The organism is Ensifer sp. Root423 (genome assembly GCF_001426275.1).
GTDB classification, from domain to species: Bacteria; Pseudomonadota; Alphaproteobacteria; order Rhizobiales; family Rhizobiaceae; genus Ensifer; species Ensifer adhaerens.
In genome coordinates this window covers 133,537-158,868 of the sequence record NZ_LMEG01000047.1, presented here as the reverse complement: position 1 = coordinate 158,868, position 25,332 = coordinate 133,537, and the positions used below count along the sequence as shown (strand labels likewise).

16 protein-coding genes are annotated in these 25,332 nt (G+C 63.7%); 13 read left to right on the top strand and 3 right to left on the bottom strand.

The window, feature by feature from the left end; genetic code table 11:
* Positions 1–74 precede the first annotated feature (74 nt).
* From ASD01_RS33865 to nudI, 13 genes are all read left to right on the top strand, one after another.
* A complete protein-coding gene (locus tag ASD01_RS33865) occupies positions 75–3,401 on the top strand; it encodes a transglutaminase family protein (RefSeq protein ID WP_034786839.1) in 3,327 nt (1,108 codons plus the stop codon).
* Positions 3,402–5,810 carry a circularly permuted type 2 ATP-grasp protein gene (locus tag ASD01_RS33860; protein ID WP_034786842.1) on the top strand — a complete coding sequence of 803 codons (2,409 nt, stop codon included), beginning with the start codon at positions 3,402–3,404 and terminating at the stop codon, positions 5,808–5,810.
* 2 nt (positions 5,811–5,812) lie between these two features.
* Positions 5,813–6,691, top strand: a complete 879-nt coding sequence (locus ASD01_RS33855; protein WP_034786844.1) for a transglutaminase family protein — start codon at positions 5,813–5,815, stop codon at positions 6,689–6,691.
* A gap of 136 nt (positions 6,692–6,827) precedes the next feature.
* Complete coding sequence (locus tag ASD01_RS33850) at positions 6,828–8,192, top strand: vWA domain-containing protein (RefSeq protein ID WP_348272370.1); 1,365 nt, start codon at positions 6,828–6,830, stop codon at positions 8,190–8,192.
* Between the two features lie 207 nt (positions 8,193–8,399).
* The gene (locus tag ASD01_RS33845) at positions 8,400–10,862 is read left to right on the top strand and encodes a glycogen/starch/alpha-glucan phosphorylase (protein WP_060645036.1); all 2,463 of its coding nucleotides are present in this window, start codon (positions 8,400–8,402) and stop codon (positions 10,860–10,862) included.
* Positions 10,859–13,069, top strand: a complete 2,211-nt coding sequence (gene glgB / locus ASD01_RS33840) for a 1,4-alpha-glucan branching protein GlgB (RefSeq protein ID WP_034786849.1) — start codon at positions 10,859–10,861, stop codon at positions 13,067–13,069. The genes ASD01_RS33845 and glgB overlap by 4 nt, the downstream gene beginning before the upstream one ends.
* Before the next feature lie 112 nt (positions 13,070–13,181).
* Positions 13,182–14,444 carry a glucose-1-phosphate adenylyltransferase gene (gene glgC / locus ASD01_RS33835; RefSeq protein WP_034786853.1) on the top strand — a complete coding sequence of 421 codons (1,263 nt, stop codon included), beginning with the start codon at positions 13,182–13,184 and terminating at the stop codon, positions 14,442–14,444.
* A gap of 7 nt (positions 14,445–14,451) precedes the next feature.
* Positions 14,452–15,894: a glycogen synthase GlgA gene (glgA, locus tag ASD01_RS33830; RefSeq protein ID WP_034786855.1), complete on the top strand. Its 1,443-nt coding sequence runs from the start codon at positions 14,452–14,454 to the stop codon at positions 15,892–15,894.
* A 6-nt stretch (positions 15,895–15,900) separates the two neighbouring features.
* Complete coding sequence (locus ASD01_RS33825) at positions 15,901–17,529, top strand: alpha-D-glucose phosphate-specific phosphoglucomutase (protein ID WP_034786858.1); 1,629 nt, start codon at positions 15,901–15,903, stop codon at positions 17,527–17,529.
* A gap of 288 nt (positions 17,530–17,817) precedes the next feature.
* The gene (glgX, locus tag ASD01_RS33820) at positions 17,818–19,782 is read left to right on the top strand and encodes a glycogen debranching protein GlgX (RefSeq protein WP_060645019.1); all 1,965 of its coding nucleotides are present in this window, start codon (positions 17,818–17,820) and stop codon (positions 19,780–19,782) included.
* A 74-nt stretch (positions 19,783–19,856) separates the two neighbouring features.
* Entirely contained in the window at positions 19,857–20,345 is a 489-nt protein-coding gene (locus tag ASD01_RS33815) for a MaoC family dehydratase (RefSeq protein WP_034786863.1), read from the top strand.
* Between the two features lie 23 nt (positions 20,346–20,368).
* Entirely contained in the window at positions 20,369–20,908 is a 540-nt protein-coding gene (locus ASD01_RS33810) for a GNAT family N-acetyltransferase (RefSeq protein ID WP_034786865.1), read from the top strand.
* A 49-nt stretch (positions 20,909–20,957) separates the two neighbouring features.
* The gene (nudI, locus tag ASD01_RS33805; RefSeq protein ID WP_034786869.1) at positions 20,958–21,395 is read left to right on the top strand and encodes a nucleoside triphosphatase NudI; all 438 of its coding nucleotides are present in this window, start codon (positions 20,958–20,960) and stop codon (positions 21,393–21,395) included.
* Between the two features lie 67 nt (positions 21,396–21,462).
* Here nudI and soxG read toward each other — a convergent pair whose 3' ends face one another.
* Genes soxG through ASD01_RS33790 form a run of 3 tightly spaced genes read right to left on the bottom strand, consistent with a single transcriptional unit; the run spans position 21,463 to position 25,332 of the window.
* The gene (soxG, locus tag ASD01_RS33800; RefSeq protein WP_034786872.1) at positions 21,463–22,014 is read right to left on the bottom strand and encodes a sarcosine oxidase subunit gamma family protein; all 552 of its coding nucleotides are present in this window, start codon (positions 22,012–22,014) and stop codon (positions 21,463–21,465) included.
* Positions 22,007–25,000 (bottom strand): sarcosine oxidase subunit alpha, encoded by a 2,994-nt coding sequence (locus ASD01_RS33795; RefSeq protein ID WP_034786875.1) that lies wholly within the window; start codon positions 24,998–25,000, stop codon positions 22,007–22,009. The genes soxG and ASD01_RS33795 overlap by 8 nt, the downstream gene beginning before the upstream one ends.
* Entirely contained in the window at positions 24,997–25,332 is a 336-nt protein-coding gene (locus ASD01_RS33790) for a sarcosine oxidase subunit delta (RefSeq protein WP_034786877.1), read from the bottom strand. Before ASD01_RS33790 ends, ASD01_RS33795 begins: the two co-directional genes overlap by 4 nt.

Genomic DNA, 25,332 nt, shown 5'->3' with positions numbered 1-25,332 from the left:
TTCTCGATTTGCATTGCACAAACTTCGTGGCGATGGGGGGCGTCAGACCCGCCACGAAGGGGATCAAATCCGGCATGTCGATCAAGGCCAGTATCTATCACCTGACCCACTATATCTATGACCGTCCCGTAAGCCTCTCGCCGCAGATCATCCGGCTGAAGCCCGCTGCCCATTCCAAGACCAAGGTCATCAGCCACTCGCTGAAGGTTTCGCCCGGCAACCATTTCGTCAACCTGCAGCAGGACCCCTACGGCAACTACCTCGCCCGTTTCGTCTTTCCCGATCCGGTGAGCGAGCTGAAAATCGAAGTCGATCTCGTCGCCGACATGACCGTCTACAACCCCTTTGACTTTTTCGTCGAGGAAGAGGCCGAACATTGGCCCTTCCCCTACCCCGAGGATCTCAGCGACGATCTCCGGATCTATATGACGCCGGAGCCGCTCGGCCCGGCGCTCTCCGCCTTCATGGCAACGGTCGACCGTTCCCGCCAGCGCACCATAGACATGGTCGTCGGGCTCAACGCACGCCTGCAGAAGGAAGTCGGCTATGTGATCCGCATGGAGCCGGGCGTGCAGGACCCGGAGCAGACGCTGACATCGGCAAGAGGATCCTGCCGCGATTCCAGCTGGCTGCTCGTACAGATCCTGCGCAATCTCGGCTTCGCCGCCCGCTTCGTCTCCGGCTATCTCATTCAGCTGACGCCGGATCTGAAAGCCCTCGACGGCCCCTCCGGCACCGACCACGACTTCACCGACCTGCATGCCTGGGCCGAAGTCTACCTGCCCGGCGCCGGCTGGGTCGGGCTCGACCCGACCTCGGGCCTGCTGACCGGCGAGAGCCACATTCCGCTTGCCGCAACGCCCCATTACCGCAACGCCGCGCCGATCTCCGGAGAATTTTTCGGCGATCCCGAGACCCGCACCGACTTCGCTTTCGACATGAAGGTGAGGCGCGTCGCCGAGCACCCGCGCATCACCAAACCCTTCTCCGACGAAAGCTGGGATGCGCTGAATGCACTCGGCGGGAAGGTTGACCGGGAGCTTGAGGAAAACGACATCCGCCTGACGATGGGCGGCGAGCCGACCTTCGTTGCGATCGACGACTTCGAGTCCGAGGAATGGAACACGGAGGCCGTCGGACCAACCAAGCGCGAGAAGGCCGACACACTGATCCGCCGGCTGCGCGAACGCTTCGCCCCCGGTGGCTTCCTGCATTATGGCCAGGGCAAATGGTATCCGGGCGAAACCCTGCCGCGCTGGACCTTCTCCCTCTACTGGCGCAAGGACGGCGTGCCGATCTGGCGCCGGCCGGACCTGATCGCCGAGGAGACCAGCCGCCACGACGTGACGGTAGCGGATGCCGAACGCCTGCTGCATCTGGTCGCAGGCGAATTGAGCCTGCCGACCGAAATGGTCGTGCCGGCCTTCGAAGACCCGGCCGACTGGCTGCTGAAGGAGGCAAACCTCCCCGACAACGTCGATCCTGCCAACTCCAAGCTGAAGGATCCCGAGGAGCGCAGCCGCATGGCCCGCGTGTTCGAGCGCGGCCTGACGGCGCCGACCGGCTATGTTCTGCCGGTGCAAGCCTGGAACGCGCGCGCCACCGGCGTGAAGTGGATGAGCGAGAAATGGCAGACGCGCCGTGGCCGCATCTTCCTCGTTCCCGGCGACAGCGCCGTCGGCTATCGCCTTCCGCTCGGCGCCCTACCCTATGTCGCGCCCTCCGCTTACCCCTATATCCATCCGGTCGATCCGACGGTCCCGCGCGACGATTTGCCGGACTTCAGCGAAAGCAGCGCCCGCACGCAGCATGCACGCTTCCAGGCCTCGGAAGTTCCGGAAACGCCGCTCCCGGCGCCGCGCGACGAGATCGCCGGACTGGTGCGCACCGCCATCAGCGTCGAGCCGCGCGACGGCCGGCTCTGCGTCTTCATGCCGCCGACGACCAGCGTCGAGGAGTATCTCGATCTGATCGCGTCTGCGGAGCGCGCTGCCGCTGCGATCGGCCTGCCCGTGCACATCGAAGGCTATGCACCGCCGCAGGACGAGCGCATCAACGTCATCCGCGTTGCGCCGGACCCGGGCGTCATCGAGGTCAACATTCATCCGGCCGCCCATTGGCAGGACTGCGTCGATATCACCACGGCGATCTACGAGGAGGCGCGCCAGAGCCGGCTCGGTGCCGACAAGTTCATGATCGACGGCCGTCACACCGGCACCGGCGGCGGCAATCACGTGGTCGTCGGCGGCGCCAATCCGAATGACAGCCCGTTCCTGCGCCGCCCGGATCTGCTAAAAAGCATGGTGCTGCACTGGCAGCGGCATCCCTCGCTCTCCTACCTGTTCTCCGGCCTCTTCATCGGCCCGACCTCGCAGGCGCCGCGTATCGACGAAGCCCGGCACGACCAGCTCTATGAACTCGAAATCGCCCTGGCGCAGGTGCCGATGCCGGGCTCTGCAACGCCGCCGCCCCTGCCCTGGCTCGTCGACCGGCTGTTCCGCAACCTGCTCGTCGATGTCACCGGCAACACCCATCGGGCGGAGATCTGCATCGACAAGCTGTTTTCGCCTGACGGGCCCACCGGCCGCCTCGGCCTCGTCGAGTTCCGCGGTTTCGAGATGCCGCCGAACGCCCGCATGTCGCTTGCCCAGCAATTGCTGGTGCGCGCCCTCATCGCCCGTTTCTGGAAACACCCGGTCGACGGTCGCTTCGTGCGCTGGGGCACAGCTTTGCACGATCGTTTCATGCTGCCGCATCACGTCTGGCAGGATTTTCTCGACGTGCTCGCCGATCTCCGGGCGCATGGCTTCGATCTGAAGCCGGAATGGTTCGAGGCCCAGCTCGAGTTCCGCTTCCCCTTCTGCGGCGAGGTCGAATACGAGGGGGCAAAGCTCGAAATCCGTCAGGCGCTCGAACCCTGGCACGTGATGGGCGAACAGGGCGCGATCGGCGGCACCGTGCGCTATGTCGACAGCTCGATCGAACGGCTGCAGGTCAAGCTCGATACCGCCAATCCCGAGCGATATACGGTCGCCTGCAACGGTCGGCCCTTGCCGCTCACACGCACTGGTTCGAATGGCACGGCGGTGGCCGGCGTCCGCTACAAGGCGTGGCAGCCGGCCTCAGGGCTACACCCGGTGCTACCGGTCAACACTCCCCTTACATTCGATATCTATGATACATGGTCGAATCGGGCGATCGGCGGCTGCATCTACCATGTCGCCCACCCGGGTGGGCGCCACTACGACACGTTTCCGGTCAACGGCAACGAGGCGGAGGCGCGACGCCTGGCGCGGTTCGAGCCTTGGGGCCATACGCCGGGAGGCTATCCGCTGCGCCCCGAAAGCCCGTCGACGGAATTCCCGATGACGCTTGATCTCAGGCGTCCACCAGGAGCGTAAATGCCGAAGAAGCAGACAGCGGCCGCAAACCATCCGGGCACCGACGACGATCCGGTCTTCGGCTACCGTGCCCTACCGGGCATTGCCGACGAAATGCTCGACCAGGAGGGCAATGTCCGCCCGGTCTGGCAGCGGCTGCTCGCGACGCTTGGGCGGCTCGACGAGACCGAACTTGCCAACCGCTTCGCGCGCGCCGACCGCTATCTGCGCGACGCCGGCGTGTTCTATCGCGTCTATGGCGCCAAGGAGAGTTCCGAGCGAAGCTGGCCGCTGTCGCACATTCCGGTTCTGATCGACGAAAAGGAATGGGCGCACGTCTCGCAAGGCCTCGTGCAGCGCGCCGAACTTCTGGAAAAGGTGGTCGCCGACATCTATGGCGAGAACCGGCTGGTGCGCGAAGGGCTGTTGCCGCCGGCGCTCGTCGCCTCCAATCCGGAGTTCCTGCGCCCGCTCGTCGGCGTCAAACCGGCCGACGGCCACTTCCTGCATTTCGTCTCCTTCGAGATCGGCCGTGGCCCCGACGGTAACTGGTGGGTCCTGTCCGATCGCACCGAGGCACCTTCGGGCGCCGGCTTCGCCCTGGAGAACCGGGTCGCGACCACGCGTGCCTTCTCCAATCTTTATGCCGAAAGCCACGTCCACCGGCTGGCCGGCTTCTTTGGCGAGTTCCGCGACACGCTGCAGAGCCGCCGGCTGCACCCGGACGACCGCATCGCCGTTCTTTCGCCGGGGATCGCCAACGAGACCTATTTCGAACATGCCTATATCGCCCGCTATCTGGGCTTCATGCTGCTTGAAGGCGAGGATCTGACCGTGCTCGGCGGCCGGGTGATGGTGCGCACCGTCGCCGGCCTCAAGCCCATCGGCGTGCTCTGGCGTCGTCTCGACGCGGCCTTTGCCGATCCGCTCGAGCTCAATCAGTCCTCGCATATCGGCACACCCGGCATTGTCGAGGCGCTCAGGGCCGGCTCGGTCTCAATCGTGAACGCGCTCGGCACCGGCATCGTCGAAACCCGCGCCTTCCTCGCTTTCATGCCGGCGATCTGCCGCCATCTGCTGGGCGAGGAACAGAAGCTGCCCTCGATCGCCACCTGGTGGTGCGGCCAAGGCGCCGAACGCGAACAGGTCGCCGCCAACCTCGACCGCATGGTCATCGGCCCCGCCTACCAGACCCGCCCTTTCTTCGACGACAATGGCCAGTCGGTACTCGGCCGTACGCTTGATGAGAAGGCTCGAGCCTCGATCGCAGATTGGCTTAGCGCCGAGGGCGGCAAGCTCGTGGGCCAGGAGGTGGTCACGCTCTCGACCACCCCTGCCTGGGTGCGCGGGCGGCTGACGCCGCGGCCGATGAGCCTGCGGGTGTTTGCGGCACGCACCCGCGACGGCTGGCAGATTATGCCAGGCGGCTTTGCCCGCATCGGCTCCGGCGACGATGTCGCCGCGATCGCGATGCAGGCGGGCGGCACCGCCGCCGATGTCTGGATCGTCAGCGACCGACCGGTCGAGCGCACGACGCTGCTTCCGGCCGAGGAAAGTTTCACCCGCAACATGCCGGGAAGCCTGCCGAGCCGGGCGGCCGACAATCTCTTCTGGCTCGGCCGCTATATCGAGCGTGCGGAAGGGGCGCTACGCATCCTGCGCGCCTGGCACGGCCGCTTCGCCGAAACCGCCGATCCGGACCTGCCGCTCCTTAAGGATGTCGGCGACTATCTCGCAGCCCTCGACATCGATGCGCGCCAGCCTGTGCCCGACAGCCTGCTCGCCAATATCGCAAGCGCCCTCTTCAGCGCCGGCAACATCCGCGACCGGTTCTCGCCGGACGGCTGGCTGGCACTGAACGACCTGTCGCAGACGGCGCGCAAGTTCCACGCGACGGTGCAGGCCGGCGACGACGCGACCCGCGCGATCACCGTGCTCCTGCGCAAGCTCGCCGGCTTTGCCGGTCTCGTGCATGAAAACATGTACCGCTTCACCGGCTGGCGCTTCCTTTCGATCGGCCGCTATATCGAGCGCGGCCTGCACATGACCCGGCTGCTCGGCCACATGTCGGGGCCGGATGCGCCCGATGGCGCCTATGACATGCTGCTCGAAATCGGCGACAGCGTCATGACCCATCGCCGGCGCTACAATGTCAGCACCGCCGCCTTGACGGTCACCGACCTCCTGGCGCTCGATCCGCTCAATCCGCGCTCGGTGCTTTACCAGTTGAATGAGATCAAGACCGAGGTCGAGCTGTTGCCGAACGCCTTCGTCAACGGCCAGATGTCCTCCTTCTACCGCGAGGCGATGCGGCTGCATTCGGGCCTGGCGGTGATGACACCGGAAGCCATGAACCTCGGCGTCTACAATCGGTTGGAGCGGGATCTCGAAAGCCTGTCCGATCTGCTCGCGCGCACCTATCTCGGCTAGCCATGCTTTACGACATCAGCCTGAAGATCATCTATGACTACGAAGTGCCGGTGTCCGGCGGCCGCCACCTCGTGCGCGTGCTGCCGGCGACGCTGCCCGGTCGCCAACGTCTCGTCGTCGGCTCGCTCAGCTGCCATCCCATGCCGGCCGAACGTACCGAGAGCATCGACTTCTTCGCCAACCCGTTTACGTCGATTCTCTTTCGCAACTCGCATGCAGACCTGACGATCCGCATGCAGGCGCGCGTGCAGGTGGAAGCACAGGCCCTGACCGCGGACTTCTCCCCTGACCTCACCGGCCTGCCGGCCGAGCTTGCGGCCTGCTGGTCCGTCGATGCCGACGCGCCGCATCACTTCGCCGGCCCGAGCCCACTCTTGCCCGAGGTCGCCGACATTGCCGCCTACGCGCGTGACACCATTACCGACACGATGACCGTGCGCCAGATCGCCGTTGCACTGTGTGACCGCATCCATCGCGACTTCGCCTATGACGGCGAGGCGACGACCGTGAACACGACGCCGGCAGAAGCGTTCAAGCTCAAGCGCGGCGTCTGCCAGGATTTCGCCCATGTCATGATCGTGGCGCTCAGAAGCCTCGGCATCCCTGCCGGCTATGTTAGCGGTTTCCTAAGGACGATCCCTCCGCCCGGCAAGGAGCGCCTGGAGGGGGCCGATGCCATGCACGCCTGGGTGCGCGTCTGGTGCGGCACAACCGGTGGGTGGCTCGAACTCGATCCGACCAACAATATTCCGGCTGGAACCGACCATATCGTCGTCGGCCATGGCCGCGACTACGGCGATGTCGCGCCCGTCATCGGGGTCCTGAAAAGCTACGGCAGCCAAACGACGAAACAGGCGGTCGACGTCATTCCGGTACCGTGACCCGATTTGGCACAGGCCGATTCCCGCTTCGGAACAGACAGGGTGCCGCAGAACCCCTTACAACAACCGGTTTTCCGGCAATCCATTAAAATTGCAAGGATTGCCGGAACGATATCGTAAGCCATCGCCGCTATTGATGCCCCCAAGCTTGCAACGTGTTCCTTTGGGGTGTGCAAAGATGGGAAGACGATACACGGTAGGCCGGTCCTTCGTAGCTATGCTCAAGGACCGGGGTGGCAATTTTGGCATCATGGCAGCACTCGCGGCGCCATTGGTGTTGGCAGCCGGCGGCGTCGCCGTCGATCTGGCCACCATGATGACGACGAAAAACCAGATGCAGGATGCAGCCGACGCGGCAGCACTTGCGGCTGCGTCCGCACTCGTTGCAAACAAGGATACCCTGGCGACCGAGAAGGCCAAGGAAATCGCCTTGAACTTCCTGAAGGCGCAGTCGGGCGCAAGCTCGACCGATCTGCCCGGTGGAGCCGGCGGCAGCGACCCGGGCACCAGCAGCGCTTCCGCGGGCGGCGTGACCGACCCGACGGAGACCCAGGTTCAGCCGACGGTCGACATCGTCATGACGACTGTCGGCAAGAGCGACAAGGCCTTCAAGGTCACGATCGTCAACAAGCAGACAATTCAGCTCAACCCCATGACGCGGTTGCTCGGACAGAAGTCCGTCAATCTGGAAACGGTAGCCGTTGCCGAGAGCGCGACGGAAACCAAGAACGCCATGTCGATGTATCTCGTGCTCGACCGCTCGGGCTCGATGGCCTTCGTGACGAATGTGAAGGACGAGAAGCGCACCAAGTGCAAGAACTGGACGGCGGAGAACTGGGGCAAGAGCATCTCTGAGACCAGCCCTTGCATGATCGACAAGATCACGACCTTGAAATCCGCGGTTGAGACGCTGCTGAAGCCACTCACCGAGATGGACCCCGACAACAAGTATGTCCGTGTCGGCGCTGTTTCCTATAGCAGCTCCATCTTCCCGGAAGAGAAACTGGCCTGGGGCACGACGAAGGCCAGTACCTACGTCAAGAACCTGGAGGCGAACGGCGGCACGGATTCGAGCGGCGCTTTCGCCAAGGCCGTCACGGATCTGAAGCTCAAGGGCGAAAACGACGCGCACACGGCTTCCAACGGCCTGACGCCGAAAAAGTACATCGTCTTCATGACCGATGGGGCGAACACACATTTCGAAGGAAAGGCGTTGACCATCCCGGCGGCGCCAAAGCCGGAACCGGAACTCGACAAGTACAAAGCCCAGGATTCCAAATCCGACACGGCAACGCTCAAGGCGTGCCAGGATGCCAAGGACGCCGGCATTCGCGTCTTCACCATCGCCTTCATGGCGCCGATCCAGGGAAAATCGGTGCTCAGCCGATGCGCCAGCAGCACAGCCGACTACAAGTCGCCGGAAGATGCCGCAGCTCTGGTCAAGGTTTTCGGTGAAATCGGCGCCACCACCTCGGGCAAGATGGCACGCCTGACAAGGTAAGACAGACCACATCGCTGACGATGCCGCCCGGCCCCGCCGGGCGGCATTTTGCGTTTCGGCGGGATACGTTCTCCACCGTCTGAGACAAGTCTAATCCATTTAAAAACATCTGTTGCAAGCGCTTCGGATCGATGCATAAATTGGCTTTATCCCCGGTCGGGTCCGGCCTGCGATCTCCCAACGCAAAAGGGTAAAGACAGTTTCATGATGAACAGGCTCTCCACCAACGACGTGCCGCAGCCCGCCCCAAGGTCGTCTGAACCTAGCCAGCTCGCCGTCGAAATCCTCGAACGTCTGAAGTACCGCATCGGCAAGGACCCGAAGGTCGCCAAGCCCCATGACTGGCTGACGGCGGCGATCCTGGTTGCGCGTGACCGCATCACCGACAAGTGGATGGACTCCACCCGCAAGACCTACGCAACCGGCGCCAAGCGCGTTTATTATCTCTCGCTCGAATTCCTCATCGGCCGGCTGATGCGCGATGCGATGACCAATATCGGCCTGATGGACGAGATGCGCGACGCACTCGCCTCCCTCGGCGTCGATATCGATGTCGTCGCCCAGCTCGAGCCGGATGCGGCCCTCGGCAATGGCGGTCTCGGACGGCTGGCTGCCTGTTTCATGGAATCGATGGCGACCGTCGACGTACCCGCCTATGGCTACGGCATCCGCTACATGCATGGCCTCTTCCGCCAGCAGATGGCCGATGGCTGGCAGGTGGAACTACCCGAAACCTGGCTTGCCCACGGCAACCCCTGGGAATTCGAACGCCGCGAAAGCTCTTACGAAATCGGCTTCGGCGGCGTGGTCGAAACCGCCAATGTCGACGAGGAAATCCAGCGTTTCGTGTGGAAACCGGCCGAGCGCGTCATCGCCACCGCCTTCGACACGCCCGCCGTCGGCTGGCGGGCAAAACGCGTCAACACGCTGCGCTTGTGGACCGCGCAGCCGATTGACCCGATCCTGCTGGCCGCCTTCAACGCCGGCGACCACATCGGCGCCCTTCGCGAAAGCAACAAGGCGGAAAGCCTGACGCGTGTTCTCTATCCGGCCGACGCGACGCCAGCGGGCCAGGAGCTGCGCCTACGCCAGGAATACTTCTTTTCCTCGGCCTCGCTGCAGGACATCCTGCGCCGTCACCTGCAGCAATACCCGGACTTCAACTCGCTGCCGGACGCCGTCGCCATCCAGCTCAATGACACCCATCCAGCCATTTCCATTGCCGAACTGGTGCGGCTCTTGACCGACCTGCACGGCCTCGATTTCGAGCAGGCCTGGGACATCACCCGCCGCACGATCTCCTACACCAACCACACGCTTCTGCCCGAAGCGCTCGAAAGCTGGCCGGTACCGCTGATCGAGCGCCTGCTGCCGCGCCACATGCAGATCGTCTATGCGATCAACGCCAAGATCCTGATCGAGGCCCGCCGCCAGAAGGGCGCCACGGACGACGAAATCCGCAACATCTCGCTGATCGACGAAAGCGGCGAACGACGCGTGCGCATGGGCAATCTCGCCTTTGTCGGCTCGCACTCGATCAACGGCGTTTCGGCACTGCACACCGAGCTGATGAAGGAAACGGTGTTTGCCGACCTGCACAAGCTCTACCCGGACCGCATCAACAACAAGACCAACGGCATTACGCCGCGCCGCTGGCTGATGCAGTGCAATCCCGGTCTCTTCGGACTGATCCGCGACGCGATCGGCGACGAGTTCATGGACAATACCGAGGCGCTGCAGCCGCTCGACGTCTTCGCCGACAAGGCGGACTTCCAGGAACATTTCGCCGCGGTCAAACGCGCCAACAAGGTGCGCCTCGCGCAGCTCGTGCAGAGCCGCCTCGGCATCCGGCTCGATCCGTCGGCGATGTTCGACATCCAGATCAAGCGCATCCACGAGTACAAGCGCCAGCTCCTCAACATCATCGAGGCGGTGGCGCTCTACGACCAGATCCGCTCCCATCCGGAGCTCGACTGGGTGCCGCGCGTCAAGCTCTTTGCCGGCAAGGCGGCGCCGAGCTATCACAATGCCAAGCTGATCATCAAACTGGCCAACGACGTCGCCCGTGTCGTCAACAACGATCCGGCGGTGCGCGGCCTCCTGAAGATCGTCTTCGTGCCGAACTACAACGTCTCGCTCGCCGAGATCATGGTTCCGGCTGCCGACCTTTCCGAGCAGATCTCGACGGCCGGCATGGAAGCATCGGGCACCGGCAACATGAAGTTCGCGCTGAACGGCGCCTTGACGATCGGTACGCTCGACGGCGCCAATGTCGAAATGCGCGACTGGATCGGCGAGGAAAACATCAAGATCTTCGGCATGACCGCCGAAGAGGTGACCAGGGCACGAGCCGAAGGTCACAACCCGCGCGCCATCATCGAAGGCTCGCGCGAGCTGTCGCAGGCGCTGCAGGCGATTGCGTCCGGCGTGTTCTCGCCCGATGACCGCAATCGCTTCGCAAGCCTCGTCGAAGGTCTCTACAATCACGACTGGTTCATGGTCGCTGCCGATTTCGAAGCCTACGCCAAGGCGCAGCGCGAGCTCGACCAGCTCTGGACGACGCCGTCCGACTGGCACGCGCAGGCAATCCGCAACACCGCAAGGATGGGCTGGTTCTCGTCCGATCGCACCATCCGGCAATATGCCGGGGAAATCTGGAGAGCTGGATGACGCCCTCGGCCGGCAAGGACCCGGAACCCGCAGCTTCAGGTCTGCTGTCAGCCCCGGATATCGCGGCCATCCTCAAGGGCACGCATGACGACCCCTTTGCGGTTCTTGGCGTGCACCCCGTCGGCAAGACCGTCCTTGCCCGCTGCTTCATCCCCGATGCCGAGACGGTGACGGTCGAAACGCTCTCGGGCAAGGACCTGGGGGCGATCGAACGGCGCGACGATGCCGGCTTCTTCGAAGGCCCGGTGGCGCTGAAGAAGCCACAGCCCGTCCGCTACCGCGCCCGCAATCAGGGCGGCGAATGGGTGGTCGTTGATCCCTACAGCTTCGGTCCGGTTCTCGGGCCGATGGACGATTATTACATTCGCGAAGGCTCGCATCTCAGGCTCTTCGACAAGATGGGGGCGCACCCGATCGAGCATGACGGTGCCAGCGGCTACCATTTCGCCGTCTGGGCACCCAATGCGAAGCGTGTTTCGGTCGTCGGCCAGTTCAACGACTGGGACGGCCGTCGCCACGTCATGCGGTTGCGCACCGACACCGGCATCTGGGAAATCTTCATTCCCGGCGTCGATGCGGGCCTTGTCTACAAGTACGAGATCCTCGACCGCAACGGCACGCGTCTGCCGCTCAAGGCCGATCCCTTTGCCCGGCGCTCCGAACTACGCCCGAACACGGCCTCGATGACCACGCCGGAAATCGCGCAGACCTGGGACGACGAGGCACACCGCAAGCATTGGGCCTCGGCCGACGCAAGACGGCAACCGATCTCGATCTACGAAGTGCACGCCGGTTCCTGGCAGCGCCGCGACAATGGCGAGATGCTCTCCTGGGACGAGCTTGCCGACCGGCTGATCCCCTACTGCGTCGACATGGGCTTTACTCATATCGAGTTTCTGCCGATCTCGGAGTTTCCTTTCGACCCCTCCTGGGGCTACCAGACAACCGGTCTTTATGCGCCGACCGCCCGTTTCGGCGAGCCCGAAGGTTTTGCCCGCTTCGTCAACGGCTGCCACAAGGTCGGCATCGGCGTCATCCTCGACTGGGTGCCGGCGCATTTCCCGACCGACGAGCACGGCCTGCGCTGGTTCGACGGCACCGCACTCTACGAACACGAGGATCCGCGCCAAGGCTTCCACCCCGACTGGAACACGGCGATTTACAATTTCGGCCGCCAGGAAGTGCTGTCGTTCCTCGTCAACAATGCGCTCTACTGGGCGGAAAAATTCCATGTCGACGGCCTGCGCGTCGATGCGGTCGCCTCGATGCTCTACCTCGACTACTCGCGCAAGCACGGCGAGTGGGTGCCGAACGAATATGGCGGCAACGAGAACCTCGAGGCCGTCCGTTTCCTGCAGACGCTGAACACGGAAATATACGGCTCTCACAAGGGTATCCTGACGATCGCCGAGGAATCGACCTCCTGGCCGAAGGTCTCCCATCCGGTCCATGCGGGGGGTCTCGGGTTCGGCTTCAAGTGGAACATGGGCTTCATGCACGACACGCTGCAATATCTGTCGCGCGAGCCGGTGCACCGCAAGTTCCACCACAACGACCTGACATTCGGCCTGCTTTATGCCTTCAACGAGAACTTCGTGCTGCCGCTGTCCCATGACGAGGTCGTGCACGGCAAGGGCTCGCTGATCGCCAAGATGGCCGGCGACGACTGGCAGAAGTTCGCCAATCTCCGGGCCTACTACGCCTTCATGTGGGGCTATCCCGGCAAGAAGCTCTTGTTCATGGGTCAGGAGTTCGCGCAATGGCGCGAATGGTCCGAGGATCGGGCGCTCGACTGGAACCTGCTCGAATACCATCTGCACGAGGGCATGCGACGGCTGGTGCGTGACTTGAACGGCACCTACCGCGCCAAGCCGGCGCTGCATGCGCGCGATTGCGAAGGCGAAGGTTTCGAATGGCTGCTGGCCGACGACCGCGACAACTCGGTCTTTGCCTGGCTGCGCAAGGCGCCCGGCGAAAAACTGGTCGCCGTCATCACCAATTTCACCCCCGTCTACCGGGAAAGCTACGCCATCCCGCTGCCGGTCAAGGGTCGCTGGAAGGAGATCCTCAACAGCGACGCGGAAATCTATGGAGGAAGCGGCAAGGGCAATGGCGGCGCGGTTTTTGCCGAGAAGAACAGCACGGGAGCGATCATGGCCAACATCACCCTGCCGCCGCTCGCGACACTGATGCTGGAACAGGAGTAATTTATCCGACCCGCCAGCCGAAGGCGGCGGAAGACTGCAAATATCGAGGGCCGCAAGGCGTCGCAGAAGGCCGCCGTGACGACCCCTTAAGGTCAATGAATGGGGAGGACAAATGGTGGAAAAGCGTACGCAACCTCTGGCACGTGATGCCATGGCCTATGTTCTCGCCGGCGGTCGCGGCAGTCGCCTGAAGGAACTGACCGACCGACGGGCGAAGCCGGCGGTCTATTTCGGCGGCAAGGCCCGTATCATCGACTTCGCGCTGTCGAACGCGCTCAACTCCGGTATCCGCCGCATCGGCGTCGCCACCCAGTACAAGGCGCATTCGCTGATCCGCCACCTGCAGCGTGGCTGGAACTTCTTCCGCCCGGAGCGAAACGAAAGCTTCGATATTCTCCCGGCCAGCCAGCGCGTTTCCGAAACGCAATGGTACGAAGGCACGGCCGACGCCGTTTACCAGAACATCGACATCATCGAGGATCATGGCGTCGAATACATGGTGATCCTTGCTGGCGACCATATTTACAAGATGGACTACGAATTGATGCTGCAGCAGCACGTCGATTCCGGCGCCGACGTCACCATCGGCTGCCTCGAGGTGCCGCGCATGGAAGCAACCGGCTTCGGCGTGATGCATGTCGACGAAAAGGACCGCATCATCGCCTTCGTCGAGAAGCCGGCCGATCCGCCGGGCATTCCCGGCAATCCGGAGATGGCGCTTGCCTCCATGGGCATCTATGTCTTCCACACGAAGTTCCTGATGGATCTTCTGCGCCGCGACGCCGCCGATCCGAAATCGAGCCGCGACTTCGGCAAGGACATCATCCCCTACATCGTCGATAACGGCAAAGCCGTCGCCCACCGTTTCGCAGAGTCCTGCGTGCGGTCGGACTTCGAGCGCGAGGCCTACTGGCGCGACGTCGGCACGATCGATGCCTATTGGCAGGCCAATATCGACCTGACCCACGTGACGCCGGAGCTCGACATCTACGACAGCACCTGGCCGATCTGGACCTTTGCCGAGATCAAGCCGCCGGCGAAATTCGTGCATGACGATGAAAACCGCCGCGGCTCGGCAACCTCGTCGCTGATCTCCGGCGACTGCATTATCTCAGGCGCCGCGCTCAACCGCAGCCTGTTGTTCACAGGTGTCCGCGTAAATTCATATTCCCGTCTGGAGAATGCCGTAGTTCTTCCCGATGTGAAGATCGGTCGCCACGCGACGCTGCGCAACGTGGTCATCGACAGCCGTGTCGTGATCCCCGAGGGCCTCGTCGTCGGTGACGATCCGGTGCTCGATGCCAAGCGTTTCCGGCGTTCGGAAAACGGCGTCTGCCTGATCACGCAAACGATGATCGACAAACTGGGAATGTAGGCACTTCATGAACGTCCTGTCCGTTGCGTCCGAAGTCTATCCGCTGATCAAGACCGGGGGGCTCGCCGATGTCGTCGGCGCGCTTCCGGCAGCGCTTTTGCCGCACGGCGTCAAGACCCGCACGCTGGTGCCCGGCTATCCGGCCGTGCTGCAGAAGCTGAAGAAGAAAAAGAAGGTCGGCAGTTTCGAAAACCTGTTCGGCAATCCGGCGACAGTTCTCGCCGCCGAAATCGACGGGCTCGATCTGCTGGTCCTCGACCTGCCTGAACTCTACGCTCGAGACGGCGGCCCCTATGTCGATGCCACCGGCCGCGACTACGTCGACAATTTCCGCCGCTTTGCCGCACTCTCGCTTGCGGCGGCCGAAATTGCCGGCGGCGATGTCGTCTCGGGCTGGAAACCCGATATCGTTCACGCCCATGACTGGCAGACGGCGCTGACGCCGGTCTACATGCATTTCGGCCCGGCGGCCGCAACGCCGACGGTGATGACGATCCACAACATCGCCTTCCAGGGCCAGTTCGGCGCCTTAGTCTTCCCCGAGCTTGCCCTTCCCGCCGAAGCCTTCTCGATGCAGTTCGTCGAATATTACGGCGACGTCGGCTTCCTGAAGGGCGGCCTGCAGACCGCCGACGCCATTACCACCGTCAGCCCCTCCTATGCGCAGGAAATCCTGACGCCCGAATTCGGCATGGGCCTCGAAGGCCTGTTGAAGAGCCGCGTCGCCGACCTCTCTGGCATCGTCAACGGCATCGACGCCGACATCTGGGATCCGCAGACCGACCCGCACATCGCCCAGCATTTCAGCGCAACGAGCCTGAAGCAGCGCGCGGCCAACCGGCGTGCGCTCGAGGAACGCTTCGGCCTTGAAAAAGGCAACGGCCCGATCTTCTGCGTTGTCAGCCGGCTCACCTGGCAGAAGGGCATGGATCTGGTCGCCGAGATCGCCGACGAGCTCGTCGCCATGGGCGGCAAGCTCGTGGTGCTCGGCTCCGGCGACGCGGCGCTCGAAGGCGCGCTGCTCGCCGCTGCCTCCCGCCATCGCGGCCATATCGGCATGGTCACCGGCTACAACGAGCCGCTGTCGCATCTGATGCAGGCGGGCTCCGACGCCATCCTCATTCCGTCGCGCTTCGAGCCCTGCGGGCTTACCCAGCTCTATGGCCTGCGCTACGGCTGCGTGCCGGTCGTCGCCCGCACCGGCGGCCTTGCCGATACCATCATCGACGCCAACGAGGCCGGGCTTGCGGCCAAGGTCGCGACCGGCTTCCAGTTCACGCCTGTCAATGCCGATGGGTTGCGGCTTGCGATCCGGCGGGTGCTGCGTGCATACAGCGAGCCCAAAGTCTGGTCGAAAATTCAGACCCAGGGCATGAAATCGGACGTTTCCTGGGCCACAAGTGCCGAGCGTTACGTCTCTCTTTATTCCGGACTTCTCGGGAAAGGTTAAGTCAGCATGATAAGAACGGTTACCACAACCCCCTACGGCGACCAGAAGCCTGGCACGTCAGGGCTGCGCAAGAAGGTCCCGGTCTTCCAGCAGAAGAACTATGCCGAGAACTTCATCCAGTCGATCTTCGATTCGCTCGAAGGCTTTCAGGGCGAAACGCTTGTCATCGGCGGCGACGGTCGCTTCTACAACCGCGAAGTCATCCAGATCGCCATCAAGATGGCGGCGGCCAACGGCTTCGGCCGCGTGCTCGTCGGCCGCGGCGGCATCCTGTCGACGCCGGCTGCCTCCAACGTCATCCGCAAGTACAAAGCCTTTGGCGGCATCGTGTTGTCGGCCAGCCACAATCCTGGCGGCCCGACCGAAGACTTCGGCATCAAGTACAACATCGGCAATGGCGGCCCGGCACCGGAGAAGATCACTGACGCGATCTTCGCGCGCAGCAAGGTGATCGACAGCTACAAGATCTCCGATGTCGCCGACATCAACCTTGATGCCGAAGGCACGCAGGACATCGACGGCATGACGATCACCGTCATCGATCCCGTCGCCGATTATGCCGAGTTGATGGAAAGCCTGTTCGACTTCGGCGCGATCCGCAAAATGATTGAAGGCGGCTTCCGCGTCGTCTTCGATGCGATGAGCGCCGTTACCGGTCCCTATGCCAAGGAGATCATCGAAAAGCGACTCGGCGCGCCTAAGGGCTCGGTGATGAACTTCATCCCGCTGCCCGATTTCGGCGGCCACCACCCGGACCCGAATCTGGTTCATGCCCGCGCACTCTATGAGACGATGATGGCGCCCGACGCACCGGATTTCGGCGCCGCTTCCGACGGCGACGGCGACCGCAACCTCGTCATCGGCCGCGGCATCTTCATCACACCGTCCGACAGTCTGGCCATGCTCGCCGCCAACGCGCATCTGGCACCCGGCTATGCCAAGGGTCTTGCAGGTATCGCCCGTTCGATGCCGACCAGTGGTGCTGCCGACCGTGTCGCCGAAAAGCTCGGCATCGGCATCTACGAGACGCCGACCGGCTGGAAGTTCTTCGGCAACCTGCTCGACGAGGGCATGGCGACGATCTGCGGCGAGGAAAGTGCGGGCACCGGCTCCAACCACGTGCGCGAGAAGGACGGGCTCTGGGCAGTCCTGCTGTGGCTCAACATTCTGGCGGTGCGCAAGGAAAGCGCGCTCGACATCGTCAAGAACCATTGGGCGACCTACGGCCGCAACTACTATTCGCGCCACGACTACGAAGAGGTCGATTCTGATGCGGCCAATGGCCTGATCGCCAACCTGCGCGACCAGCTTGCCACGCTGCCCGGCAAGTCCTTCGGCGCGCTCAAGGTCGCGACCGCGGACGACTTCGCCTACAACGATCCGGTCGACCATTCCGTCAGCAAGAACCAGGGCATCCGCATCCTGTTCGAAGGCGGCTCCCGCGTCGTCTTCCGCCTGTCGGGCACCGGCACATCGGGAGCAACGCTGCGCGTCTATATCGAGCGCTTCGAGCCGGACGCCTCGCGTCACGATATCGAGACGCAGACGGCGCTCGCCGATCTCATCGCCGTTGCCGAAGAGATCGCCAGCATCAAGACCCGCACCGGCCGCACCGAGCCGAGCGTCATTACCTGAAATACCGCACTATCGGGGCCGCTGATGCGGCCCTTTTTCGTTTGCCGCTTACCCCCCTCTGCCCTGCCGGGCATCTCCCTCACAAGGGGGAGATCGATCTGCGGCACGGCCTTGCCCTAAGATGGCGTTGACGTCGCAGGGATCCCCTCGCCCGTAAACCAACGCATCGGTTTATCGGTGGAATGGGAGGATGCCACAAGTCAACCTCCCCCTTGTGGGGCAGATGCCCGGCCGGGCAGAGGGGGGTGGGTCACACACACCGACGACACCACGAAGAGGGCCGCCTTCATGCCGACCAAAGGAAACCCACCCCTCGGTGCCACCATCACCTCCGAAGGCACCGTGTTTTCGGTCTGGTCGCACAATGCCGCCCGTATCGATCTCTGCCTTTTCGACAAATCAGGCGCCAAACAGCTGCGCCAGCTGCCGATGACGCGGAACGGCGACATTCACAGCTTGAAGGTTGCCGACGCGCCGAAAGGAACGCGCTACGGCTTCCGGGCCGATGGCGTCTATTCGCCCGATCACGGTCTCTGGTTCGATCCATCCAAGCTTCTCGTCGATCCCTATGCCATCGAACTCGACCGCCCGTTTGGCCATCATCCGCGCCTGACGATCTTTGGCGAAGACACCGCCGACCTCGTACCGAAAGCGATCGTCACCGAGGTGAAGGCTGCCAAGGTGAAGGCGCCGCTCTTTCGCTCCGGCGGCCTTGTCTACGAAATCGCCGTCAAGCCTTTCACCATCCTCCATCCCGACGTACCCAAAGCCAAGCGCGGCACGGTGGCCGCCCTCGCCGAGCCCGCCATCATCGAACATCTGAAGCGCCTCGGCGTCTCGGCCATCGAGCTGATGCCGATCGTCGCCTGGATCGACGAACGCCATCTGCCACCGCTCGGTCTGAAGAACGGCTGGGGTTATAATCCGATCGCCCCTATGGCACTCGATCCGCGCCTGGTGCCGGGCGGCATCAAGGAGCTGCGAAAGACCGTCGAGGCGCTGCGCAAGGCCGGCATCGGCGTCATCCTCGATCTCGTTTTCAACCACTCCGGTGAAAGCGATTGCTTCGGCACAACGCTGTCGATGCGCGGGCTCGACAACCTGACTTATTATCGTCACGCCACCGACCGCCCGGGCGAACTGATCAACGATACCGGCTGCGGCAACACGATCGCCTGCGACAATCCGGTTGTCGAGGCACTGATCCTCGACAGCCTGCGCCACTTCGTCAGCGCTGCCGGCGTCGACGGCTTCCGCTTCGATCTCGCCTCGATCCTCGGCCGCGACATGGGCGGCTTCCACCGCGATGCCCCACTCTTTCAGGCGATTGCGGCCGATCCGCTGCTTGCCGACCGGGTGCTGATCGCCGAGCCCTGGGATATCGGTCCCGGTGGCTACCAGCTCGGCAATTTCCCCGCGCCCTTCCTCGAGTGGAACGACCGCGCCCGCGACGACCTCCGCATCTACTGGCGCGGCGATCGCCATTCGATCGGCGCGCTGGCGACAGCGCTTGCCGGCTCCTCAGGCAGTTTCGCCCGCTGGGGTGAGAGCGGCACGCGCACGGTCAACTTCATCGCCGCCCATGACGGCTTCACGCTGGCCGATCTCGTCTCCTATGCCGGCAAGCACAACGAGGCGAACGGCGAGGAAAATCGCGACGGCCACAACGAGAACCATTCCTGGAACAATGGCGCCGAAGGGCCGACGGCGGATCCGGAAATCAAGGCGGCTCGCCGCCATGACGTGATGGCGCTCATCGGAACGCTCTTTGCCACCCGCGGCACGATCATGCTGACCGCCGGCGACGAAGCCGGGCGCAGCCAGCGGGGCAACAACAACGCCTACTGCCAGGACAACGCCATCACCTGGCTCGACTGGACGGCGATGGACGACGAGATCGTCGCCCATACTGAGGCCCTGTCAGCCATGCGCTCCCGCTTCGGCGTTTTCGACGAGACCACGTTCCTGACAGGAAACGGCGACGTCGAGTGGTGCCGTCTCGACGGTCACCCGATGACCGTGACCGACTGGGAGCATCCGGCAACGGACAATCTGACAATGGTGCTGACCACCCCCGACCGCACGCAGAAGCGGGCAACGCGGCTTGCCGTCGTCATCAATCGCAGCCATGCGCCGCATCCCCTCCGCCTGCCCGACAGCGTCGATGGAAAATGGCAGGATGCGCTCGCAGCGTCATCCCCCGCCGATCACGTGGCGCCGCGCTCGGTTGCCTTCTTCGTCGAGGTTTTCTAAAGCTTTTCCACCACTTGCAGGTTGCAACGGGCGAGCCTATAGATCGCTTGGGGGGCTTGTTTCGAGGCGTTTACATGCTGCACGACATTTCACTTTCTGAGATCAAGGTGCTGGTCGGCAAGGAGGTCGGCGTTTCCGACTGGATCACGGTCACGCAGGAAACAATCGACAAATTCGCCGAGGCAACCAGCGACTATCAGTATATTCACGTCGACCCGGTGCGGGCCGCTGCCGAAACGCCCTTCGGCGGCACGATCGCGCATGGCTTCCTGTCGCTCTCGTTGCTCTCCGCGATGAACTACAATTGCCTGCCGAAAATCCGCGAACAGACCATGGGCATCAATTACGGCTTCGAGAAAGTGCGCTTCATCGCGCCGGTGAAGAGCGGCGCCAAGGTGCGCGGCCACTTCACCATGGCCGATGCCCGCTTCCGCGGCGCCAGCATGCTGATGATCACCTACGACGTCAGCGTCGAGATCGAAGGCGAGCGCAAGCCGGCGCTGACGGCAACCTGGCAGACGATCATCCAGTTCGATCCCAAGGATCGCCCCGCCGATGCCTGAGGCGGTTTGAGCAGGAAGATCCCATGACAGTAGCAGTCATCGTCGAGCCGGCCGACGGGCGTTTCGTCAGCGACTTTGCCGGCTGCGACTTTTCCTTCGAGGTCACGTCCGAGGCACGGCCGCCCTTCATCGGCCCCGATCTCGGCGACGTCGCTCCGGTCGAGAGCTACATCAAGACCTATGGATCCGACCCGGACGAGCTTGTGGAGACCGCGGCTGGGCCGGATGCCGCCCTCTTCACAGCGCGTCTCGACGGCCGGCTCGCCGGTTACATTGCACTCTCGAAGGCGTGGAACGGCTATGCCGAGGTGGACGATATCGCCGTCGACAAGGACGCGCGCCGCGCCGGCGTCGCGCGAGCTCTCATGGACAGGGCAGTGTCCTGGGCGCGGGAACGGGGCCTGCCGGGGATCAGGCTTGAGACCCAATCGAACAATGTCGCCGCCTGCCGCTTTTACGAGCGCTACGGCTTCGAGCTCGCCGGCCACGACCGACACCTCTATTCGGCATTGACGCCGGGAACGCACGAGATTGCGCTCTTCTGGTACTTGCGCTTCGCGTAAAAAAGCCAGGCGGCTGTCGTGGTCGCCAAATCAGTAAATGGAGAAGTCATTGCGCCAGCGTATCATCGTCTGCCCGCTCATTCAGAACAGGGGCGCCTACCTGCTCTGCAAGATGCCGCCCGATCGCGGCGTGTTTCCCGGGCAATGGGCGCTTTCGGGTGGCGGCCTCGAGCCGGGCGAACGTCTCGATGAGGGCCTGCGCCGTGAAATCCGGGAAGAGCTTGGAGACCGTCTGGAGATCGGAACGATCAAGCCCTGGACCTTCCGGGACGACATCCGGACAAAGTCCTATGCCGACGGCTCAACCGAGCAGCTTCATATGATCTATCTGATCTTTGACTGTGAGGCCGAAAATCGCGAGGTCAGCCTCAACGACGAGTTCGTCGAACATGCCTGGGTCGAACCCGAGCACCTTCAGGATTACGACCTGAACGACGCGACGAAGCGCACGCTCCTCGAAAAAGGTATCTTGCTCGCTCGGCAATGAGAGCGAGCTGTTTCAAACAGTCTTCGAATGCCGGGAGGTGCTTGCTCGCACCTCCCGGCTTTTTCATTTAGTGGCCGGCGTCAGCAGCGCCCTCGGAAAGCAGTCCGAAGACGAAGGGCGAGAACGACCGCCAGCACTCGACCCGGAACTGATCCTCAGCTGTGCGGAAGAGGATGATCTCCGCCTTGCCGAGGATCGTGCGCGAGCAGCCACCTACCGGGAAGATCGCCAGCGACAGATCCTGCGGGCAGCCGCTGTTGATAGCCACGTCGGCGCCCGGACCGCTGACAATGACGGCGACGTTGCGATGCGAAATGTCGACCGCCGAATGCAGCGTGCCGCTTGAGGCCGCTGCCGCCATCAGGTCGGCTTGGCTCTCATCGATGACCAGCCACTCGTCCGGGCCGATCCACAGCGCATGGCGCTGGCCGGAAGAAGCCGAGGTCTTCGGCCGGGTCGGCAGCGTCACGCCAAGTGCGGCCGAAAGGGCCGGCAGTGCGTCGGCGCCGGCGCGCAGCGAAATGCGCGTTGCTGCCGGTGCAGGCGTCAGGATCGCCTCGGCCGAGCCCCCGCGCGCGGTGAGTGCCGCCTTGCGGCTTGCAGTAACCTGGTCAGCCATGGAGGCGGCCCCCTTCCTTGTCAAAGAACACCATGTCGCTCACTTCGACGGCAATGGTGCGATCGGTCATCGGCACGTAGAGCGTCTGGCCGAGGCGCTCGCGGCCACCGGCCACCATGGCCAGCGCAATCGAGCGACCGCAGTTTGCCGACCAGTAGGACGACGTCACGTGACCGAGCATGGTCATCGGCTTCGGCTGGTTCGGGTCGGCGACGATCTGCGCGCCTTCCTCCAGCACCACCTTCGGATCCTTGGTGAGAAGACCGACGAGCTGCTTGCGGCCATCCTTGACGAGATCCGGGCGTTTCAGGCCGCGGATACCGACGAAGTCGGGCTTCTTCTTCGAGACGGCCCAGGAGAGGCCGGCATCGTCCGGCGTCAGCGTACCGTCGGTATCCTGGCCGACGATGATGTAGCCCTTTTCGGCGCGCAGCACGTGCATGGTTTCCGTGCCATAGGCGCAGGCGCCCATCGGCTCGGCCCGCGCCCAGATCGCTTCCCATACCGCCTGGCCGTAGTCCGCCGGCACGTTGACTTCGAAGCCCAGCTCGCCGGTGAACGACATGCGGAAGAGCCGTGTCGGCACGCCGCAGATCCTGCCCTCGGCGACGCTCATGTGCGGGAAGGCCTCGTTGGAGAGGTCGATGCCCTCGACGAGCGGAGCGATGATCTCGCGCGCCTTCGGTCCCTGCACGGCGATGACGGCCCACTGTTCCGTCGTCGAGGTCAGCCACACCTTCAGGTGCGGGAACTCGGTCTGCAGATAATCTTCCATGTGGTTCATGACGCGCGGCGCACCGCCGGTCGTGGTCGTCACGTGGAAGCGATCCTCGGCCAGTCGACCGACCACGCCGTCGTCATAGACGAAGCCGTCGTCGCGCAGCATGATGCCGTAGCGGCAGCGGCCGGGCTTCAGGTTGTCCCAGGCGTTGGTGTACATGAGATTGAGGAACTGCGCCGCATCCGGGCCAACAACCTCGATCTTGCCGAGCGTCGAGGCGTCGAAGACACCAGCCACGTCGCGCACCGTCTTGCACTCGCGCGCGACCGCCTCATGCATGTCTTCGCCGGAGCGCGGGTAGAACCAGGCGCGCTTCCAGTTGCCGACATCCTCGAACTCGGCGCCATGCGCCTCCTCCCAGGCGTGGATCGGCGTCTTGCGCGCGGGGTCGAACAGGGCACCACGCGAGTGGTTGACGATCGCTCCGAAGGTCACCGGCGTGTAGGGCTGGCGGAAGGTCGTCAGACCCACCTGCGGAATGTCCTTGCCAAGCGCTTCGGCGGCGATCGCCAGACCATGCATGTTGGAAAGCTTGCCCTGGTCGGACGCCATGCCGTTGGTGGTGAAGCGCTTGATGTGCTCGATCGAGTGCATGCCTTCGCGCACCGCCAGACGAATGTCCTTGGCGCAGACGTCGTGCTGGAAGTCGATGAAGGCCTTGACCGTGGTATCGGGACCAGCGCCTTCGGCAGCGCCGATCATGCCGCCGGTCCAGCCGTAGCGGTTTTCGCCCGAAAGCGTCACCTGCGCACCGCCCTCTGTACCGGCCGCACGCGCGGTCAGTTCGCCGGCCGCAAGCGCCTCGTCGATGGTTGCCTGCAGGTCGTCGGTGCCGTTGCAGGCGCCGATCGACAGGCAATCCTGCAGGTACGTGCCTGGCAGGAAGCGCTGCGTCGCCGCATCGAACTTCACCTTGCCGCGCGACTGCGAGAACAGGTGCACCGACGGTGTCCAGCCGGCCGAGACCAAAAGCGCGTCGACGGCGAACTTGCGGGCCGAGCCGCCGCCATTGCGGGCGACACTGATCGAGTTGACGCGGAGCTTGCCACCGGCCTTGATCACCGAATGCCCGGTCAGCACCTCGATGCCGAGCTTGCGCGCTTCCGCCAGCACCGCCTCGCCCGGATTTTCGCGGCAGTCGACGATAACAGGAACCGAAACACTGGCCCGCTTCAGGTCGAAGGCCGCCTCATAGGCCGAGTCATGCGCCGTGTAGACGCCAACCTTGGAGCCGACTGCGACGCCGAAGTGATTGAGATAGGTGCGGCCGGCCGAAGCGAGCATGATGCCCGGGCGGTCGTTGTTGGCGAACACCATGTGCCGCTCGATCTGGCCGTTGGCGAGGATCACCTTCTTGGCGCGCACCTGCCACAGCCGTTCACGCGGCAGCGACTTGTCGAGGGCCGCCAGATGATCGGTCACGCGCTCGACGAGGCCGACGAAATTGTGGTTGTAGTAGCCGAAGCCGGTGGTGCGGGTGAGCACCGTGACGTTGTCCATGGAGGCAAGCGTCTTGGCGGTCTCCTGCGCCCAGTCCCAGCCATCCTTGCCGTCGATGGTCGTGCCGCTCTCGTAGCGAAGCGCACCACCGACTTCCGGCTGCTCGTCGCAGATGATCACCTTGGCGCCGGCCTTGGCAGCGGCAAGTGCTGCGGATAGACCGGCAACACCCGCACCGATGACAAGCACATCGCAATGCGCGTAGCGGCTGGCATAGTGATCCGGATCGGCTTCCGTCGGCGTAACGCCGAGGCCGGCAGCACGGCGGATGAAGGGTTCGTAGATCGCGTGCCAGGCAGCCTTCGGCCACATGAAGGTCTTGTAGTAGAACCCGGCGGCAAAGAAAGGCGACAGGAGATCGTTGAAGCCGCCGACGTCGAAGGCAAGCGACGGCCAGCGGTTCTGCGATTCCACCTTCATGCCGTCGAAGACTTCCTGCACCGTGGCGCGCACGTTCGGCTGGCGGCGGGCGGCATCCCGCGAGACGTCGAGCAGCGCGTTCGGCTCCTCGGCTCCGGCCGAAAGAATGCCGCGCGGGCGGTGGTACTTGAACGAACGGCCGACCAGATGAATGCCGTTGGCAAGCAGCGCCGAAGCGACCGTGTCGCCCTCGAGCGCCGTCAGCGTGCGGCCGTCGAAGGTGAAGCGCGCGGTGCGGGCGGGGGTCAGGCGGCCGACGCCTGGAATGCGATTGGCGCCCATCATTTCGCGGCTCCCTTATCCTGGCCGTTCTTGTCCTGCTCGCTCTGGAGAATGGTGGCGATGTCAGGCTTCGGTTCGCCAGCCTTGTAGGTGGTGTAGAAACGGTCGCTGACCGTGTCGCGGGCGGCGTTGAAGAATCGGCCGCAGCCATGGATGTGGCGCCAGCGTTCGAAGATCAGACCCTTGGGGTTCTGACGCAGGAAGAAATATTCCTCGAACTGTTCGTCGGTGATGTCGGCGATGTTTTCCGGACGGGCGATATGGGCGTCGCCGGCACCGCGGAACTCGAGCTCGGAACGCTCTTCCTCGCAATAGGGGCAGTAGATCAGAAGCAT